Genomic DNA, 17,191 nt, shown 5'->3' with positions numbered 1-17,191 from the left:
AGCGGTCTCGACGACCTGCTCCCGTGGAACTTCAAGCCGTCAAGCTAAGCTGATCGTGCTGTCCAGCTACCGCTTACGTTTGATCTCTCGCCCGAATGTTTTTCCTGTCCAAGGATTTTCAGTCCCGACTAGGATTTCCGGTGTAGTCATGCGAAGAGAGTACCCATGCCCACGTGGCTTTGTCAGATACTGCATGTCAGGCTCCTGTGAACCTGAGGCGCTGGGCGTGTTCTTGATGAGGTCCATCATGTACCTCCCTAGCCTGTGTACCACTGCCAAATACAGGGTTGCAAATCAATAGGTTAGGCCATGTGGCGGAGACGAAGGGATTCGAACCCTCGAGACGGTTTCCCGCCTACTCCCTTAGCAGGGGAGCGCCTTCGACCACTCGGCCACATCTCCGCCGCGGGGTCTAGCAGCAATGAAGCGCCAAGAACAAGCGGAAATTACAGGTCATGTCGTTTGTTCTGCGGTCTGCCGGAACTGCAAACCCTGCGTCATCCTGTGGCAGGTCGCGCAGGCCAATTGTCAGAATCATCAGAATGAAATAGAACAAAGCATGAACATTTTGGCAAAAGATTAGGTCTGACGTGTATGGGTTTGCTGCATATACCAAAAGTTTTGGCAGGGCAGGGGGATCATCCGGCGCTGGCGCAGCCTGTTTTGTCAGAGGCTTTTGCCGAAACGGCCTGGGATGCGGCTGTGCTGGGGTTTGTGCTGGCCTCTCTGCCTGCCGGGCAACGGCCGGTTTTGTGGGTGCAGGACCGGTTGTCGCGCAAGGAAACCGGCGGTCCGTCTCTGGCAGGTATGAGGATGACGCGGCCTCTGATCATGGTCAGCCTGTCGCGTGCGGCCGATCTGCTTTGGGCGATGGAGGAAGGGCTACGTTGTCAGGCCTTAGGCGCTGTCATTGGCGAGGTCTGGGGCGATCCCGCAGCGCTGGATTTCACCGCGACCAAGCGGCTGGCCTTGCGGTCAGAGGCGGCAGCGGTCCCCTGTTGGCTGATCCGCCGTGCCGCCAGCCCGAATCTAAGTGCGGCGCGCGACCGCTGGCGCATCGGTGCCTTGCCGTCCGCCCCGCATCCGCACGATGCTCAGGCACCGGGGGCGCCGCGCTGGGCGCTGGAACTGTTCCGCTCGCGCCGGTCCAAACCGGGCCAATGGGTGGCGACCTATGACCGGGCGACGGATCGTGTCGATCTGGTTGCCGCAGCTGGCGATGGACCGCTGGACGCGGGTGATGGACCGGCAAGGCAACGCGCCGCCGGATGACGTGCCTTTCGTGCTGGCGCGCGCGGCGCAGCATGGCCCGGTGGTCCATGCCGCCAATCGCACAGCCCGGCTGGAAGGGGTGATGCCCGGATCGCGGGTCGTTGATATGCGCGCGATCTGCCCGGATTTGCAGGTCGCCTATGCTGATCAGGCGGGCGACCGTGCGGCGCTGGACCGTCTGGTGCTTTGGGCGCGGCGCTGGTGTCCGTGGAGCGTGCGCGATGGCGAGGATGGCATCATTCTGGATACCACCGGATCCGATCATCTGCTGGGTGGTGAGGCCGCGATGCTGGTCGAGATGGAAACGCAATTGTCCTTGCTCGGCCTGACGTCACAGCTCGCCGTGGCCCCGACCTGGGGCGCGGCCTGGGCCTTGGCCCGGTTCGGGCCGGTCCGCGCGATCTGTGGCGCGGATCAGGTGGCGGTGAAACTGGGCGCGCTGCCGGTCACGGGTTTGCGGCTGGACGCTGCCACCGTGCTGTTGTTGCGCCGTCTGGGGCTGAAAACCATCGGTGCGCTGATCGATGTGCCGCGCCTGTCGCTGACCCGCCGTTTCGCCAAGGCGGCCCTTGCGGCCAATCCGGTCTTGCGGCTGGATCAGGCGCTGGGGAGCCTTGCAGAACCAGTGTCCAGCGTCGATGCCGCGCCGCGTTTTGTCGTGCAAAGCCGTCTGCCCGAACCGATCTTCGACCCCACCCCCTATCTGCCCGCGCTTTGTGCCGATCTGTGTGATCTGCTGCATCAGGCAGGCCAAGGCTGCCGGCGGTTGCATCTGACCGTGTATCGCACCGATGGCGATGTCAGCCATGTCGATGTCGCCATGTCTGCCCCGTCACGCGACCCTGTGCATCTGCACAGCCTGTTTCGCGATAAGGTTGCACAGATCAACCCCGGTTTCGGCTTTGACCTGATCACGCTGGCGGCGGGCGATCTGGCGCGGATGCAGAATATCCAGAATGATCTGGAGGGCGGGTCGGATGATGATCTGCAACTGGCGCAATTGCTCGACCGGCTGGCCGCGCGTTTTGGCGACCGCGCTGTCGCCCGCCCCATCTTGCGCGCAAGCCATATCCCCGAACGGGCCGAGGCGCGCTTGCCCGCTTTGGCCACGCCGCCCGCGGTGATGCCCGCGCCCGCCAGCGAACGCCCGATCCGCCTGCTGGCCCCGCCCGAGGAAATCCGCGTGCTTTATGCCGTGCCCGAAGGCCCGCCCGCGCAATTCCAATGGCGCCGGCAGGTGCATCGCGTGGCGCGCTATGCTGGCCCCGAACGGATCGCGCCGGAATGGTGGAAGGACCGCCCCGGCACGCGGTTGCGCGATTATTTCAAGATCGAGGATCAGGCGGGGCGGCGGTTATGGCTCTACCGTGAAGGGTTGCATGCCGATGGTCGCGGCGGTGATCCGCGCTGGTTTGTCCATGGGATGTTTGCGTGATGCGGATAGGTTGCGCTGCCTCCGGCGGGAGTATTTGGCGAAATAAGAAGCGGGGATGTCATGCCACAAAATGACCATCAGCACCCCAAACGGGAATTGGAGGGCGAGGCGTTTGCGCCCAATCCGCGCGCCGATTTTGTCGAACTCGGGGTGACCACCTGTTTTTCGTTTCTGCGCGGGGCCTCTGATGCCGTCGATCTGGCGAGCACGGCCTGGGCTTTGGGCTATGATGCTTTGGGCTGTGCAGATCTGAATTCCATGGCCGGGGTGGTGCGCCTGCATGCGGCGGCGCGCAAGGCGCAGATCAGGCCGGTGATCGGCTGCCGGTTGCAACTGCGCTCGGGCGAGGTGTTTCTGGCCTATCCGCGCGACCGCGCTGCGTATGGGCGGCTGTGCGCTCTGTTGTCCAAAGGCAAGATGCATGATGTGGAAGGCGCGTGGCAGACCAAAGGGGCCTGTGACATCAGCCTTGATGATCTGGCGGGCCATAGTGAAGGCGTGCAGTTGATTGCCGTGCCGGGGGCGGATCTGGCGCATTTTGCGGCAGGCCTGCCGCGTCTCGTGCGCGCCTTGAAAGGGATGCGCCATATCGCGGCGAGCTATCTTTATCGTGGCGATGATCGCGCGCGGATCAACTGCTTGGATGCTTTGGCGCGCCAAAACGGGCTGTCGATCCTGGCCACCAATGATGTGCATTACCACGCGCCTGACCGCCGCCCGCTGCAGGATGTGATGACCTGCATCTTGCACAGGACCACCATTGCCAAGGCGGGGTTTCTGCTGGCCGCCAATGCCGAACGGCACCTCAAATCACCCGCCCAGATGGTGCAATTATTCGCTGACTGGCCACATGCGATCCGTGCCAGTCGTGATGTGGCCGATGCCTGCCGGTTCAAGCTGAGCGATCTCGCCTATGAATACCCCCGCGAAACTGTCCCTGAAGGGCGTAGCCCGCAGGATTATCTGGAAGAGCTGACATGGGCAGGGGCCGCAGCGCGCTATCCGGATGGTGTGCCCGCTACGCTCAAGGACACGTTGCGCAAGGAACTGGCTCTGATCGCCAAGCTGGATATCCCCCAATATTTCCTGACCATCCACCAGATCGTGCATTTTGCCCGCCATGAATGTAACCCGCCAATTCTGTGTCAGGGGCGCGGATCAGCCGCCAATTCGGCTGTCTGCTATGTGCTGGGCATCACCGCCGTCGACCCGGCCAAGAATGATCTGCTGTTTGAACGATTCATTAGCGAGGAACGCAAGGAACCGCCCGATATCGACGTTGATTTCGAACATGAACGCCGTGAAGAGGTGATCCAGCACATCTATGAAAAATACGGTCGCCACCGGGCCGCACTTTGCGCCACCGTGATCCATTATCGCCCGCGCATGGCCGTGCGCGAGGTGGGGCGCGTCATGGGCCTGTCCGAGGATATTACTACCGCATTGGCCAAAACCATCTGGGGATCATGGGGCCGTGAGATCGGTGCGGCGCAAGCGGCAGAGGCGGGGATTGATCTGAAAGACCCCCTGATGGCGCGCACGATCAAGCTGGCGGATCAGATGATCGGGATGCCGCGCCATCTGGGCCAGCATGTCGGCGGGTTCATCCTGACCGAAAGGGCGCTGACCGAAACCGTGCCGATCGGCAATGGTGCCATGCCGGACCGCAGTTTCATCGAATGGGACAAGGATGACATCGATGAATTGCGGATCTTGAAGGTCGATATTCTGGCCTTGGGGATGCTGACCTGCATCCGCAAAGCCTTTGATCTGATCGACGCGCATCATGGCAAGCGGTTCGATCTGGCCACAGTCCCGCAGGAAGATTCTGCCGTCTATGATATGCTCTGCAAAGGCGACAGTCTCGGTACATTTCAGGTCGAAAGCCGGGCGCAGATGAATATGCTGCCACGGCTGAAACCGCGCAAGTTTTACGATCTGGTCATTCAGGTCGCCATCGTCCGCCCCGGCCCCATTCAAGGCGATATGGTGCATCCCTACCTGCGCCGCCGGTCGGGAGCAGAGGTGACGGAATACCCCACCCCCGGACCCGACCATGATCCGGATGAGCTGAAAAAAGTGCTGGGACGAACCTTGGGCGTGCCGATCTTTCAGGAACAGGCGATGAAGATCGCCATGGTCGCCGCTGAATTTTCCACCAAAGAGGCGAATGAACTACGCAAGGCCATGGCCACCTTCCGGTCGCATGGCACCATCGGCATGTTGGAGGAAAAGATGGTCGGTCGCATGATCAGGCGCGGCTATGATCCCGAATTCGCCGCGCGCTGTTTCAACCAGATCAAAGGTTTCGGCGATTACGGTTTCCCCGAAAGCCATGCCGCCAGTTTCGCGCTGCTGGTCTATATTTCCAGCTGGATCAAATGCCACTACCCCGATGTGTTCTGCGCCGCCTTGCTGAATTCCCAGCCGATGGGGTTTTACGCCCCCGCCCAGATCGTGCGCGATGCCCGCGAACATGGCGTGATCGTGCGGGCGGCGGATGTGAATTTCTCTGACTGGGATACAACGCTGGAACCGCTTAGCCCTGATGTGTTCGCGGTCAGGCTGGGCCTGCGCCAGATCGACGGGATGCGCCGCGATATGGCGCAAAGAATGATGGATGCGCGCGCACGTCCCTTTACCGACCTCAAGGATTTGAAGGACCGCACCAGTCTCGATGCAGGCACCATGCGCAAACTGGCGGCGGCGGATGCGATGCGGTCGATGATACTCGACCGCAGGCAGGCCTTGTGGGATGCGCGCGCCCTGCGCGATGCGCCCGATCTGCCGCTTTTCGCGCAGACCCGGGATGAGGGGGCAGAGATGCGCTTTGACCTGCCGCAGATGCCGATCTGTGAACAGGTGGTCGCCGATTACCAGACTTTGCGTTTGTCGCTGAAGGCGCATCCGATGGGGTTCTTGCGCCGCAGCATGGCGAAACAAGGCTATTGCCCCGCCGCTGATCTGGCGCAGATGCGGCATGGGCAGGGGGTGAAACTGGCCGGGCTGGTGCTGATCCGCCAGCGCCCGGGCAGCGCCAAAGGCGTCTGTTTCATCACGCTGGAGGATGAAACCGGTGTCGCCAATCTGGTGATCTGGCCCAAGGTGATGGAAGCGAACCGCAAAACCGTGATGCAATCCCGCCTGATCGATGTGCAAGGCGTGGTGCAGCGCGACGGTGCGGTGATCCATGTGGTCGCCCATATGCTGACCGATCGCAGCGATGCGCTGGACCGTTTGTCGGATGATGCGATGGACCCGCCCCTTGCCCGCGCGGATGAGGTGCGCCGCCCTGTTATCGCGGGCGCGCGCGGCGGGCATCCGCGCGATGTGCGGGTGATCCCAAAATCGCGCGATTTTCATTAGCGCTGTGGCTGATCTTGCGCAGATCGGTGTTTCCGGCAAAGCTGCCCCGGTGATCATTCAAGCCGAGACAGAAAAACATGCAGACCCCCGCCAAATCCAGCTATGACGTGGTGATCATCGGTGGCGCGATGCTGGGGTCATCGGTGGCCTGGTTTCTGACCAATAATCCCGATTTCGACGGATCGGTTCTGGTGGTGGAACGCGACCCGACCTATGCGCAGGCGGCGACATCGCTGACCAATTCCTGCATCCGCCAGCAATTCAGCGCCGCGATCAATGTGCAGATTTCGCAATTCGGCGCGGAATTTGTGAAGAATTTCCCACGTTACATGGGCAATGACCCCCGCGTGCCACAGCCGCGCCTGCATAGTTTCGGCTATCTCTATCTGGCCGATACCCCAGCCTTTGCCGAAAGCCTGCGCGCGGCGCAGGCCGTGCAGGCCGCTTGCGGGGCTGGCACAAGGCACATGACACGCGATGAAATTGCCGCCGCCTATCCGTTCTACCAGCTCGACGATATCATCGCGGGGAACCATAATCTGGTGGATGAGGGATATTTTGATGGCAATACCCTGTTTGATTGGTGGAAACGCACCGCGAAAGAGCGTGGCGTGGGATATATCACCAACGAGGTCACCGCCATCACCCGCAACGCATCCGGCACCCGTGTCGAAAGCGTAACACTGGCCAGTGGCGAAACCATCGCCTGCGGCACACTCGTCAACGCCGCCGGTACGCGCGGCGCGCAGGTAGCAGCGATGGCGGGGATCAGCATCCCGGTGGAACCGCGCAAACGCTATACGTTCATTTTTGATGCTGCCGAACCGCTGGACCGTGATCTGCCGCTGACGATTGACCCGTCAGGGGTCCATGTCCGCACCGATGGTCAATATTACATGGCCGGGTGTCCGCCCGAGGATGACCATGCCGTTGATCCCGCTGATTTCACCGAGGATCATGCGATCTGGGAGGATCACGTCTGGCCCATCATCGCGACCCGCATCCCCCAGTTCGAGGCGGTCAAACTGCGAAATTCATGGGCAGGGCATTATGATTACAACACGCTGGACCAGAATGTGATTGCCGGGCCGCATACGAAGATCGGCAATTTCATCTTTGTGAACGGGTTTTCCGGGCATGGTTTCCAGCAAGCCCCCGCCATGGGGCGCGGGATGGCGGAATGGATCACCTATGGCGCATATCGCACGCTGGACTTGACCCCATTCAGCTATGCCCGCATCGAAAAGGGTGAAAGGTTCACCGAAAAAGCGGTGATCTGATCATGTTGAAAGGAAAGATGATGAAGAAACTTGTGCTGACAGGGGCCGCAGGCCGGCTTGGGTCCTACCTGCGCGAACCGCTGACGCGGATGGCGGATCACCTCGTTTCTACCGATATTATTCATGATATCGGCAAACTTTATGAGGGCGAGTCATATACGCAGGCTGATCTGACCGATCTGTCCGCGATGGAAGAGGTGCTGAAAGGTGCCGATATGGTCGTGCATTTCGGAGCCATCGGGGACGAGGCACCTTGGGACGATATCCTTCAGTCCAATATCATTGGCGCTTATAACGTCTGGGAAGCTGCCTATCGCAATGGCGTCAAACGTGTTGTCTATGCCAGTTCGGTCCATGCCGTGGGGATGCATCTGAAAACCGACACCATCACGCTGGATGCGCCGCACCGGCCAGACACCTATTACGGTCTGGCCAAGTGCTTTGCCGAGGATCTGGCGAGTTTGTACTGGGACAAACGCGGTGTGGAATCGGTCTGTATGCGGATTTTCTCCTGCGCGCAGGCCACGAATGCCCGCAGCATCGGCACTTGGCTGTCCTATGATGATCTGATCCATCTGGTGGAACGGTCGATCGACAGCCCTGTCGTGGGGTTCACCAAGGTCTGGGGCATTTCCAACAATGACCGTGCCGTGGTGGATAACAGCAAGGCCGGGCATCTGGGCTACCGGCCCAAGGATAACGCCGAAGAATTCGCCAAGGATGTCTTTGCCAAGACCCCGCCTTTGGACAACAAGGACCTTGCAAATCTGTGCATCGGCGGTCCTTTCGCCACCGTTGAACTGGGCAATTCCGGTGTCGCCGCCCTTGGCGTGGTGAACGATAAAAAGACGACCTGAGGCTGGTCGCGGTCAGTCTTTGGCCGACCGCGACACCCACATGCCCGCAAGGATCAGCGCCACCCCGGCGATGCGCGCCAAAGGATTTCCCGCCGTGCCCATGATGATGTCGATCACCACGCCCGAAATCATCTGCCCCGCGATAATCAAAAGCGCGGTCTGCGCCGCCCCGATCCGGGGGATCAGCCAGGATCCGGCGGCGATAAAGACAAAACCGACCGGCCCGCCCAGATAGGCCCAATAGGGCGCATCCTGCGGCGCACCGGCGAAGAGCCCGCCAAACACAAGCGCCGCCAACGTGATGAAAACCAGCCCGACAAAGTGATTCCAGAACGACGATTCCAGCGCCGAGGTGGACAAAGCCAGCCGCCCGTTGATCTGGCGCGACAGCGACACCAGCACGCCTGCCAGAATGGCGAGAGCCGCAAAAATCATGCCACGCCACCGAAAAAGATCAGCACCAGACTGCCCGCGATGATCAGCACCAGTGCCAGATAATCGCGCGGTTTTGGCATCCTTTGCGGCAATCCGAACAACCCGCGAATATCGGCGATCAGGCTGAACACCATCTGCCCGGCCAGCCCAAGCGCGATGGTGCCCGACAATGCCAGCGCGCTGTTCATTGTGGCCGAGGTCAGCATGACAGTGACGCCGCCGGCGATCCCGCCCAGATAGGCCCAGAGCGGCGGTCGCTTTGGGCTGGCACGTCCGGGGCGCAGGGCGAGCAGGATGACAACCGCAAGGCAGGTACCTGTCAGATGTGGCACCCAAGAGGCAAAAAACAATGACCCATAGGCGGCCAGCGTGCCGTTGAACAAGACCATCAGCGACAGCAGACCACCGGCCCCAAAGGCGGCGGCAAAATGCAAAAGACGTGGGGACCGGACCAGATCAGACATGCGCAATATCTCGCGACTGGTCCAGGGAAAGGCAATCGCTATCCGCGCGCCTGGCGCAAAATCATTGCGGCGGCGGGCGGGTGGGACAACAATAGCAACCACACTCGCGTCGGTGGCAAGTGGCACTTGCAAAGTACATTACCAACAATAGCAATGCGTAACAGGCGCCGCTTGTTCACCAGACCACACCACCACCACAATCATTAACAAACAATGCGCGTGAGATCGGTCTTGCTGTCCCACGCCCTAGATGACCGGGAGATGTGGTTAGAATTTGTCATAAAACGCATATTTTAACGACTTTGGTTTTACACTGCCCGTTGACATAGGCCGGACAGGTCTGTAACCGGCCCTTTCATTGGTGTTGGTGGACCGCGCAAGCGGAACCCTGTCGGCGTGGCAAAATCCACGCAAAGGACAACGCCCTTCGCAACTGAATGAAGGAGATCAGCGTATGACAAAGCGTACCGCTGCCAAATATAAAATTGATCGCCGGATGGGTGAAAACATCTGGGGTCGCCCAAAATCCCCCGTCAACCGTCGTGAATACGGCCCCGGCCAGCATGGTCAGCGCCGCAAGGGCAAATTGTCCGACTTCGGCACACAGCTGCGCGCCAAGCAAAAGCTGAAGGGTTACTATGGCGACCTGACCGAAAAACAGTTCCGTCGCATTTATGCCGAAGCGGAACGTGTCAAAGGCGACACCGGTGAAAACTTGATCGGTCTGCTGGAGCGGCGTCTGGATGCGGTTGTTTACCGTGCGAAATTCGTTCCCACAGTCTTTGCCGCACGCCAGTTCGTGAACCACGGCCATGTGACCGTGAACGGCCAGCGCGTGAACATTCCTTCCTACCGTGTGAAAGAAGGCGATGTGATCGAAGTCCGTCAGAAATCCAAGCAATTGGAAATCGTGCTGGTTGCAACACAATTGCCAGAGCGTGATGTGCCCGATTACATGGAAGTCGATCACAACAAGATGGTCATGACATTCGTGCGTACACCGACTTTGGCCGATGTGCCTTATCCGGTGACGATGGAACCGAACCTCGTGGTCGAATTCTACGCCAAGAACTGATTTTACTGCATATCTGTTGCAGTTTCGGAAGGCCGTCCCACTGGGGCGGCCTTTTGTTTTTGTATTGTTGATCCGGATTTTGAACAAAGCCAGGCAACCTTCCCTGCGGGGAAGATCAGCGTCATTCACGGCCTGCGGCGCGGATGTGCATGAAGTGCCGTGCGCTGCGTGCACATATCTTTAATCTCTTGTTGCGCGAATTGTCTTGTCTCTGGTCACGGCCTTGTCGCGGCGTTAGAACGGCCCTGATTTCATACGGAAGACCTAAGCATGGCGAATGGCATTCAACCGCAACCCGGCATTCTCGATATCGCGCTTTACGTGGGCGGGGCATCGCAGCTGGAAGGGCAGAGCAATGTTCTGAAACTCTCTTCGAACGAGAACCCCTTGGGCGCGAGCCCCGCGGCGATGCAGGCCTTTGCCCGTGCCGCGCATGAATTGCACCGTTATCCGTCCACTGATCATGCCTCACTGCGCGACGCGATTGCAGATGTCTGGGAGGTTGATCCGGCCCGTGTGATTTGTGGCGTGGGATCAGGCGAGATTCTGAAATTGCTAGGCGAAGCCTATGCCGGGCCGGGTGATGAGGTGATGTTCACCGAACACGGGTTTTCGATGTATCCGATCTATGCCCATGCTTGTGGCGCGACCCCTGTCGTCGTGCCGGAACGCGACCGTGTCGTCGATGTCGATGCGATCCTGGCCGCCTGCACGGATAAGACACGGCTGATCTATCTGGCCAATCCGGCCAACCCAACTGGAACGATGATATCCGAGGATCAGGTCGCCCGTCTGGCGGCCGGCCTGCCGCCACAGGCGTTGCTGGTGCTGGACGGGGCCTATGCCGAATTCGTCGAAGGGTTTGATGCGGGCCGGTCTTTGGTCGATGCGCGTGACAATGTCATCATGACGCGGACCTTTTCCAAGATTTACGGTCTGGGCGGGTTGCGGATCGGCTGGGCTTACGGCCCGCAGGCGGTGATCGATGTGCTGAACCGCCTGCGTGGGCCGTTCAACCTGTCTGCCGCCGCCCTTGCCGCTGCCGAGGCCGCAATGCGCGATGCGGCCCATACCGAGCGGTGCCGGGTGGAAAACGCCCGCTGGCGCGACTGGCTGGCCGCGGGGCTGGCTGAATTGGGCGTGCCGTCGGACCCGTCCAGTGCCAATTTCATCCTCGCCCGTTTCGCCAGCGCGGAAGAGGCGCAGGCCTGTGATGCCTATCTGCGGTCACAGGGGATCATCGTGCGGCAGGTGGCGGGTTACGGTCTGCCGCAATGTCTGCGGATCACCGTGGGTGACGAATCGGCCTGTCGCCGGGTGGTGCATGCCGTCGCGCAGTTCAAAGGCTCGCGTTGATGGCAGTGATCTATGACAAGGTTGCGCTGATCGGGTTGGGGCTGATTGCGTCATCCATGTGCCATGCGATGCGGCGGGGCGGTCTGGCGGGACAGATCGTAGGCTATGCAAGGTCGGCTGAAAGCCGCGCCATCGCGCGTGAGATTGGCCTTTGCGATCTCGTGACCGACACGGCGGCCGAGGCTGTGGCGGATGCCGATCTGGTCGTGCTTTGCGTGCCGGTCGGCGCGATGGAGGCTGTTGCGCGTGAAATCGGGCCACATCTGAAAAAGGGGGCCACGCTGAGCGATGTCGGATCGGTCAAACGGGCCGTGATCGATGCGGTCAGCCCTTTTGTGCCGGAAGGGGTGCATTTCATCCCCGCCCATCCGTTGGCAGGGACCGAACACTCGGGACCACGGTCCGGCTTTGCCGAATTATTCGACAATCGGTTCTGCATTCTGGTGCCGGTCGCGGGCACCGATCCGGCGGCGGTCGCGCGTCTGGCGGATCTGTGGCGCGAAATTGGCAGCAATGTTGATGAGATGGACGCCGATCACCATGATCTGGTGCTCGCTGTCACCAGCCATACGCCGCATCTGATTGCCTATACGATGGTCGGCGTGGCGGATGAATTGCGCCGGGTGACCGATAGCGAAGTGATCAAATATTCCGCCGCCGGTTTCCGGGACTTCACCCGGATCGCGGCCTCTGACCCCACCATGTGGCGCGATGTGTTCTTGCACAACAAGGATGCGACGCTGGAAATTCTGGGCCGCTTTACCGAGGAATTATTCGCCCTGCAGCGTGCGATCCGGCTCGGCGATGGTGATCATCTGCATGCCTATTTTACCCGCACAAGGTCGATCCGCCGGTCGATTATCGAGGCGGGGCAGGATACCGATGCCCCGAACTTTGGCCGCAAACCGGCGACCAAGCGGGGATGATGCGCGCGCTGGCCATCGGTCTTGCCCTTTGGGTCAGCCCTTTGGCGGCGCAGGAGGATGAGGGCAGCACTGCCGTGCCCGCCTCAGTTCTGCGTCCTGTCGCGCGGCCGGAGAGTATCGGCAACAGACCACCCCAGATCGTCTCGCCTCAAACCAGTGCTTTGGCCGTCCAGCAATCTTTGCGCCCGGTGCCGCGTCCTGCCAGCGTCGCCTCCGTCGCGCAGGAACAGCAGATTGCCCGCCAGCGTGGCCAGATCTGTGGTGATGTATCGCTGCAAGGCGAGGTGCTGGGCGTTGTCGAAGGGCCGGGTGCCTGCGGTGTCACCGATGCGGTGCGGGTCAAGGCTGTCGCTGGGGTGACGCTGGTGCCGCAGGCGACGATGGATTGCGGCACGGCAGAGGCCCTGAAAGACTGGGTGACCGAAGGTGCTGTGCCCGCCATCGGCGATCTGGGCGGCGGCATCGACAGCCTGCGCGTCGGATCGCATTACGCCTGCCGCAACCGCAACAATGCCACCGCCGGGCGGATGTCAGAACATGCGCTGGGTCGCGCCATCGATATTGCCGCAATCGGCTTGCGCGATGGCTCTGATATCACTGTGCTGCGCGGGTGGAACAACGCAACCCATGGGCCTTTGTTGCGCCGCATGTGGCAGGCGGCTTGCGGGCCGTTCGGCACCGTGCTTGGGCCCGAAGCGAACCGGTTTCACCATGACCATTTCCACTTTGACACGGCACGGTATCGCAACGGCACCTATTGCCGCTGATCACGGGTTTACCCTGCGTGGCTTGGGTTCTATAAGCGCGGCCATGACCAGCATGATGATCCTACGCATTACTTGCCCGGCGGTTTGATCTTTCAGACCGACCGGGACTATGGTGCAAGCGATTGCGCACCGCGCCTCATCTTTCCTTACATTCACGATTGACCAAAGGACGCGACACATGTGCGCCGAGACGACTGATTACAAAAATACCCTGAACCTGCCGCAAACCGATTTCCCGATGCGCGCGGGCCTGCCGAAACGCGAACCCGATTGGCTGGCGCGCTGGGCGCAGATCGGGGTTTACGACAAACTCCGCGCCAAGGCCGAAGGGCGCAAACCCTTCACCCTGCATGACGGCCCGCCCTATGCGAATGGCAACCTGCATATCGGCCATGCGCTGAACAAGATCCTGAAGGATATGGTCGTACGCAGCCAGCAGATGATGGGCCGCGATGCGCGCTATGTGCCGGGCTGGGATTGCCACGGGTTGCCGATCGAATGGAAGATCGAAGAGAAATACCGCGCCAAGGGGCAGGATAAAGACGCCGTGGATGTCGTCGATTTCCGGCAGGAGTGTCGCAAATTTGCCGAAGGCTGGGTCGATATCCAGCGCGAGGAATTCAAACGCCTTGGCATCACCGGCAATTGGGACGACCCCTATCTGACGATGGCGTTTCATGCAGAACGAGTGATTGCAGAGGAATTCCAGAAATTCCTGATGAATGGGACGCTGTATCAAGGGTCCAAGCCCGTGATGTGGTCGCCGGTGGAAAAGACCGCACTTGCCGAGGCCGAGGTGGAATATCATGACAAGGAAAGTTTTACCGTCTGGGTGAAATTCCGGGTGGCAAGTTTTGATCTGCCCGATGTCGCCTTGTCAGATGAAGAAGCGACGGACAGCGACCGCGAATCCGTGGCCGAGGCTGTGGCGCAGACCCATGACGATATGGTGGGTGCCTATGTGGTAATCTGGACCACAACGCCTTGGACGATCCCGTCGAACAAGGCTGTCGTCTATGGTGCTGGCTTTGACTATGGCCTTTACGAGGTTGTGGACACGCCCGCGGAAAGCTGGGTCAGGAAAGGCGAACGCTATATCCTTGCCGATAAGCTGGCAGCACAGACCTTTGCCCGCGCCCGGTTGGAAGAGGGTCAATGGCGGCGCGTGCGCGATGTGACCCCGGCCCAATTTGCCGGGATGACACTGACCCACCCACTGCATGGGGCCGAAGGGGCCAATGGCGAATGGGACGGACCGCGCGATTTCCGCGCTGCTGATTTCGTCACCGATGAAGAAGGCACCGGTTTCGTGCATTGCGCCCCGTCCCACGGGATGGAGGAATATGAGCTTTATCGTGACCTTGGCATGTTGCAGCAGGTCATCACCTATAATGTGATGGACGACGGGTCTTTCCGCGAAACGCTGCCCTTCTTTGGCGGCAAGCTGATCCTGAAAGCCAATGGCAAGGAAGGCGATGCAAACACCGCCGTCATCGACAAGCTGGTCGAAGTCGGTGGACTTCTCGCACGCGGGAAGATCAAGCATTCCTACCCCCATAGTTGGCGGTCCAAAGCGCCGGTGATCTATCGCAATACGGCGCAATGGTTCGTGGCGGTCGATCAGCCGCTGGGCGACGGCAACGACACCTATGGCACGACGATCCGCGAACGCGCTTTGCGGTCCATCGATGAATTGGTGACATGGACGCCCAAGACGGGCCGGAACCGGCTGTATTCGATGATCGAGGCGCGGCCTGATTGGGTCCTGTCTCGGCAACGCGCCTGGGGCGTGCCGCTGACCTGTTTCACCAAGAAAGGGGCCGCACCCGGCGACCCGGATTTCCTGCTGCGCGATGCAGCTGTGAACGCCCGCGTGCTGGAAGCTTTTGAGGCAGAAGGCGCGGACGCTTGGTATAAAGCAGGTGCCAAGGAACGTTTCCTGACCGGCAGCGTGAACCCTGATGATTACGATCAGGTGTTCGACATCCTCGACGTCTGGTTCGATTCCGGCTCCACCCACGCCTTCGTTTTGCGCGACCGCGCCGATGGGTCGACGGATGGGATGGCCGATCTGTATCTCGAAGGTACCGACCAGCATCGCGGCTGGTTCCATTCCTCGATGTTGCAGGCCTGCGGTACCAAAGGCCATGCGCCTTATCGCGGCGTGCTGACGCATGGGTTCACGCTGGATCAGAAGGGCATGAAAATGTCCAAATCCATCGGCAATACCATCGCGCCCGAAAAGGTCGTGCAGCAATATGGCGCGGACATCCTGCGGCTTTGGGTGGCGCAGTCGGATTACACGGCTGATCTGCGGATCGGGGATGAGATCCTCAAAGGCGTCGCCGACAGCTATCGTCGGTTGCGCAACACGATGCGCTTTATGTTGGGCTCGCTGGCTGATTTCAGCGAGGCTGACCGAGTCGCCCCGGCAGATATGCCGGAACTGGAACGCTGGGTGCTGCACCGGCTGGCGGAACTGGATGTCACCGTGCGCGAAGGTTACGCGCGCTATGATTTCCAGGGCGTGTTTCAGGCGGTCTTTACCTTCGCCACTGTCGATCTCTCTGCCTTCTATTTCGACGTGCGCAAGGACGCGCTTTATTGCGATGGCGATACGGCGCGCCGCCGGGCGGCACGGACCGTGCTGGATATCCTGTTCCACCGGATCACCCGCTGGCTGGCACCGATGCTGTGTTTCACGATGGAAGAGGTCTGGCTGGAACGGTTCCCCGGCGATGACAGTTCGATCCATCTGGAAGATTTCGTCGCAACGCCGGACGATTGGCGCGACAATGCTTTGGCCGCGAAATGGGCGACAGTGCGCCGCGCCCGCCGTGTCGTGACCGGCGCGTTAGAGGTCGAACGCACCGCCAAGGTCATCGGCGCATCGCTGGAGGCGGCCCCCACCGTCTATGTCAGTGCCGATGTGGCGAAGGTGCTGGAAACCACTGCCTTTGATGATCTGTGCATCACGTCCGGCATCACGATCAGCACCAATGCCGCACCAGACGGCGCGTTCAAGCTGGACGATGTGGCTGATATCGCCGTGGTCTTTGCCCGCGCGGATGGCGAGAAATGCGAACGCTGCTGGAAAATCCTACCGGATGTCGGCACTCATAGCCATCCGGGCGTCTGCGGGCGCTGCGATGAGGCTTTGAGCTAAAACGGGAAAGGGGCGGCGAAAACGCTGCCCCTTTTCACATCGTCAGAGCATAAATATCCCCGCCGGAGGCATCAAAGTTTTTGTCTTAGCCGTCCTTGCCATACATGATCTGCTGCGAAATCCCGGCGAACAGCAGATAGACCGAGGTCACGACCAGCCCTGTATGCGCCCAGCTTTGTGGATGGAAATCCACCCAGGCGGCCCAACCGGCAAACAAGGTCCAGGCCAGCGCCATCGGCAAAGTCACCATCCGCCAGCGTTTGGTGCGCACCGGATGGACGAATTTCAGCGGCAGGAACATCGCTACGGCCAGAGATGACACCAACACCAGCGAGATCCAGAAATTCGGTTCCAGCGAAAAGATCACCAGCACCAGCATGTTCCAGCAGCCCGGAAAGCCGGAGAAGGAATAATCTTTTGTTTTCATCCTTGTATCGGCGAAATAGAGCGCCGAGGCAAAAGTGATCGCAATGATCGCGAACCATCCGGTCCAGCCGGGCAACAGGCCGGATTTGAACAGGGCATAGGCAGGCACGAAGACGTAAGTCAGGTAATCGATGATCAGGTCCAGCAGCACACCGTCAAAGACCGGTGCGTTGCGCGTGACCTCATATTTGCGGGCCAAGGGGCCGTCGATCCCGTCCACAAAGAACGCGACCACCAGCCACAAAAACATCAGATCCCATTTCTGTTCGACCGCGGCCAGCATCGCCAGCATCGCAAAGACAGCGCCCGAGGCGGTGAGCAGGTGAACGGAAAGGGCTTTGGCACGAAGATTCATCAAACTGTCAT

The 17,191-nt window shown here is 60.3% G+C and carries 13 protein-coding genes and 1 tRNA gene; 10 read left to right on the top strand and 4 right to left on the bottom strand.

The genetic code is table 11. From position 1 onward, the window contains the following. Window positions 1–312: 312 nt before the first annotated feature. Window positions 313–402, bottom strand: a tRNA-Ser gene (locus VOY09_RS10865). Window positions 403–594: 192 nt separating this feature from the next. On the opposite strand from VOY09_RS10865, the gene VOY09_RS10860 reads away from it, so the two are divergent. The 5 genes from VOY09_RS10860 to VOY09_RS10840 all read left to right on the top strand — a co-directional run bounded on the left by VOY09_RS10860 (window position 595) and on the right by VOY09_RS10840 (window position 8,210). Then, window positions 595–1,272, top strand: a complete 678-nt coding sequence (locus VOY09_RS10860) for a hypothetical protein (RefSeq protein ID WP_322895482.1) — start codon at window positions 595–597, stop codon at window positions 1,270–1,272. Then, the gene (locus VOY09_RS10855; protein ID WP_322895486.1) at window positions 1,241–2,707 is read left to right on the top strand and encodes a DNA polymerase Y family protein; all 1,467 of its coding nucleotides are present in this window, start codon (window positions 1,241–1,243) and stop codon (window positions 2,705–2,707) included. The genes VOY09_RS10860 and VOY09_RS10855 overlap by 32 nt, the downstream gene beginning before the upstream one ends. Before the next feature lie 60 nt (window positions 2,708–2,767). After that, the gene (locus VOY09_RS10850) at window positions 2,768–6,073 is read left to right on the top strand and encodes an error-prone DNA polymerase (protein ID WP_322895481.1); all 3,306 of its coding nucleotides are present in this window, start codon (window positions 2,768–2,770) and stop codon (window positions 6,071–6,073) included. A 77-nt stretch (window positions 6,074–6,150) separates the two neighbouring features. Further along, on the top strand, window positions 6,151–7,353 hold the full coding sequence (locus VOY09_RS10845; protein WP_322895480.1) for an FAD-binding oxidoreductase: 1,203 nt from the start codon (window positions 6,151–6,153) through the stop codon (window positions 7,351–7,353). Window positions 7,354–7,373: 20 nt separating this feature from the next. Beyond that, window positions 7,374–8,210 (top strand): NAD(P)-dependent oxidoreductase, encoded by an 837-nt coding sequence (locus VOY09_RS10840; protein ID WP_322895479.1) that lies wholly within the window; start codon window positions 7,374–7,376, stop codon window positions 8,208–8,210. A gap of 12 nt (window positions 8,211–8,222) precedes the next feature. On the opposite strand, the gene VOY09_RS10835 is transcribed toward VOY09_RS10840, so the two are convergent. Both VOY09_RS10835 and VOY09_RS10830 read right to left on the bottom strand, forming a co-directional pair. Beyond that, entirely contained in the window at window positions 8,223–8,645 is a 423-nt protein-coding gene (locus tag VOY09_RS10835) for a DMT family transporter (RefSeq protein WP_322895478.1), read from the bottom strand. Beyond that, window positions 8,642–9,109 (bottom strand): DMT family transporter, encoded by a 468-nt coding sequence (locus tag VOY09_RS10830; RefSeq protein ID WP_322895477.1) that lies wholly within the window; start codon window positions 9,107–9,109, stop codon window positions 8,642–8,644. Before VOY09_RS10830 ends, VOY09_RS10835 begins: the two co-directional genes overlap by 4 nt. 454 nt (window positions 9,110–9,563) lie before the next feature. Between VOY09_RS10830 and rpsD the strand changes: the two genes are divergently transcribed. The 5 genes from rpsD (at window position 9,564) to ileS (ending at window position 16,399) form a co-directional block, all read left to right on the top strand. Then, on the top strand, window positions 9,564–10,184 hold the full coding sequence (gene rpsD / locus VOY09_RS10825) for a 30S ribosomal protein S4 (protein ID WP_322895476.1): 621 nt from the start codon (window positions 9,564–9,566) through the stop codon (window positions 10,182–10,184). A gap of 270 nt (window positions 10,185–10,454) precedes the next feature. Beyond that, a complete protein-coding gene (gene hisC / locus VOY09_RS10820; RefSeq protein ID WP_322895475.1) occupies window positions 10,455–11,540 on the top strand; it encodes a histidinol-phosphate transaminase in 1,086 nt (361 codons plus the stop codon). Continuing rightward, window positions 11,540–12,466: a prephenate/arogenate dehydrogenase family protein gene (locus VOY09_RS10815; protein WP_322895474.1), complete on the top strand. Its 927-nt coding sequence runs from the start codon at window positions 11,540–11,542 to the stop codon at window positions 12,464–12,466. The genes hisC and VOY09_RS10815 overlap by 1 nt, the downstream gene beginning before the upstream one ends. Then, window positions 12,466–13,233, top strand: coding sequence for an extensin family protein (locus tag VOY09_RS10810; RefSeq protein ID WP_322895473.1), 768 nt, complete (start codon window positions 12,466–12,468; stop codon window positions 13,231–13,233). The genes VOY09_RS10815 and VOY09_RS10810 overlap by 1 nt, the downstream gene beginning before the upstream one ends. Window positions 13,234–13,411: 178 nt before the next feature. Then, a complete protein-coding gene (ileS, locus tag VOY09_RS10805; RefSeq protein WP_322895472.1) occupies window positions 13,412–16,399 on the top strand; it encodes an isoleucine--tRNA ligase in 2,988 nt (995 codons plus the stop codon). Between the two features lie 85 nt (window positions 16,400–16,484). On the opposite strand, the gene VOY09_RS10800 is transcribed toward ileS, so the two are convergent. Continuing rightward, window positions 16,485–17,180, bottom strand: a complete 696-nt coding sequence (locus VOY09_RS10800) for a CDP-alcohol phosphatidyltransferase family protein (RefSeq protein WP_322895471.1) — start codon at window positions 17,178–17,180, stop codon at window positions 16,485–16,487. Window positions 17,181–17,191 lie beyond the last annotated feature (11 nt).

Origin of the sequence: Yoonia sp. 67-2 (genome assembly GCF_035117555.1) — a bacterium.
Classification (GTDB): Bacteria; Pseudomonadota; Alphaproteobacteria; order Rhodobacterales; family Rhodobacteraceae; genus Yoonia.
This window is presented reverse-complemented; position numbering and strand designations above follow the sequence as displayed.

Excerpts from the sequence above, each read along its gene's own strand:
- VOY09_RS10860 (WP_322895482.1), top strand. The coding sequence starts at position 595 with ATGGGTTTGCTGCATATACCAAAAGTTTTGGCAGGGCAGGGGGATCAT.
- VOY09_RS10815 (WP_322895474.1), top strand. The coding sequence starts at position 11,540 with ATGGCAGTGATCTATGACAAGGTTGCGCTGATCGGGTTGGGGCTGATT.
- ileS (WP_322895472.1), top strand. The coding sequence starts at position 13,412 with ATGTGCGCCGAGACGACTGATTACAAAAATACCCTGAACCTGCCGCAA.
- VOY09_RS10835 (WP_322895478.1), bottom strand. The coding sequence starts at position 8,645 with ATGATTTTTGCGGCTCTCGCCATTCTGGCAGGCGTGCTGGTGTCGCTG.
- VOY09_RS10840 (WP_322895479.1), top strand. The coding sequence starts at position 7,374 with ATGAAGAAACTTGTGCTGACAGGGGCCGCAGGCCGGCTTGGGTCCTAC.
- VOY09_RS10850 (WP_322895481.1), top strand. The coding sequence starts at position 2,768 with ATGCCACAAAATGACCATCAGCACCCCAAACGGGAATTGGAGGGCGAG.
- VOY09_RS10830 (WP_322895477.1), bottom strand. The coding sequence starts at position 9,109 with ATGTCTGATCTGGTCCGGTCCCCACGTCTTTTGCATTTTGCCGCCGCC.
- VOY09_RS10855 (WP_322895486.1), top strand. The coding sequence starts at position 1,241 with ATGGACCGGCAAGGCAACGCGCCGCCGGATGACGTGCCTTTCGTGCTG.
- rpsD (WP_322895476.1), top strand. The coding sequence starts at position 9,564 with ATGACAAAGCGTACCGCTGCCAAATATAAAATTGATCGCCGGATGGGT.
- VOY09_RS10810 (WP_322895473.1), top strand. The coding sequence starts at position 12,466 with ATGCGCGCGCTGGCCATCGGTCTTGCCCTTTGGGTCAGCCCTTTGGCG.
- VOY09_RS10845 (WP_322895480.1), top strand. The coding sequence starts at position 6,151 with ATGCAGACCCCCGCCAAATCCAGCTATGACGTGGTGATCATCGGTGGC.
- VOY09_RS10800 (WP_322895471.1), bottom strand. The coding sequence starts at position 17,180 with ATGAATCTTCGTGCCAAAGCCCTTTCCGTTCACCTGCTCACCGCCTCG.
- hisC (WP_322895475.1), top strand. The coding sequence starts at position 10,455 with ATGGCGAATGGCATTCAACCGCAACCCGGCATTCTCGATATCGCGCTT.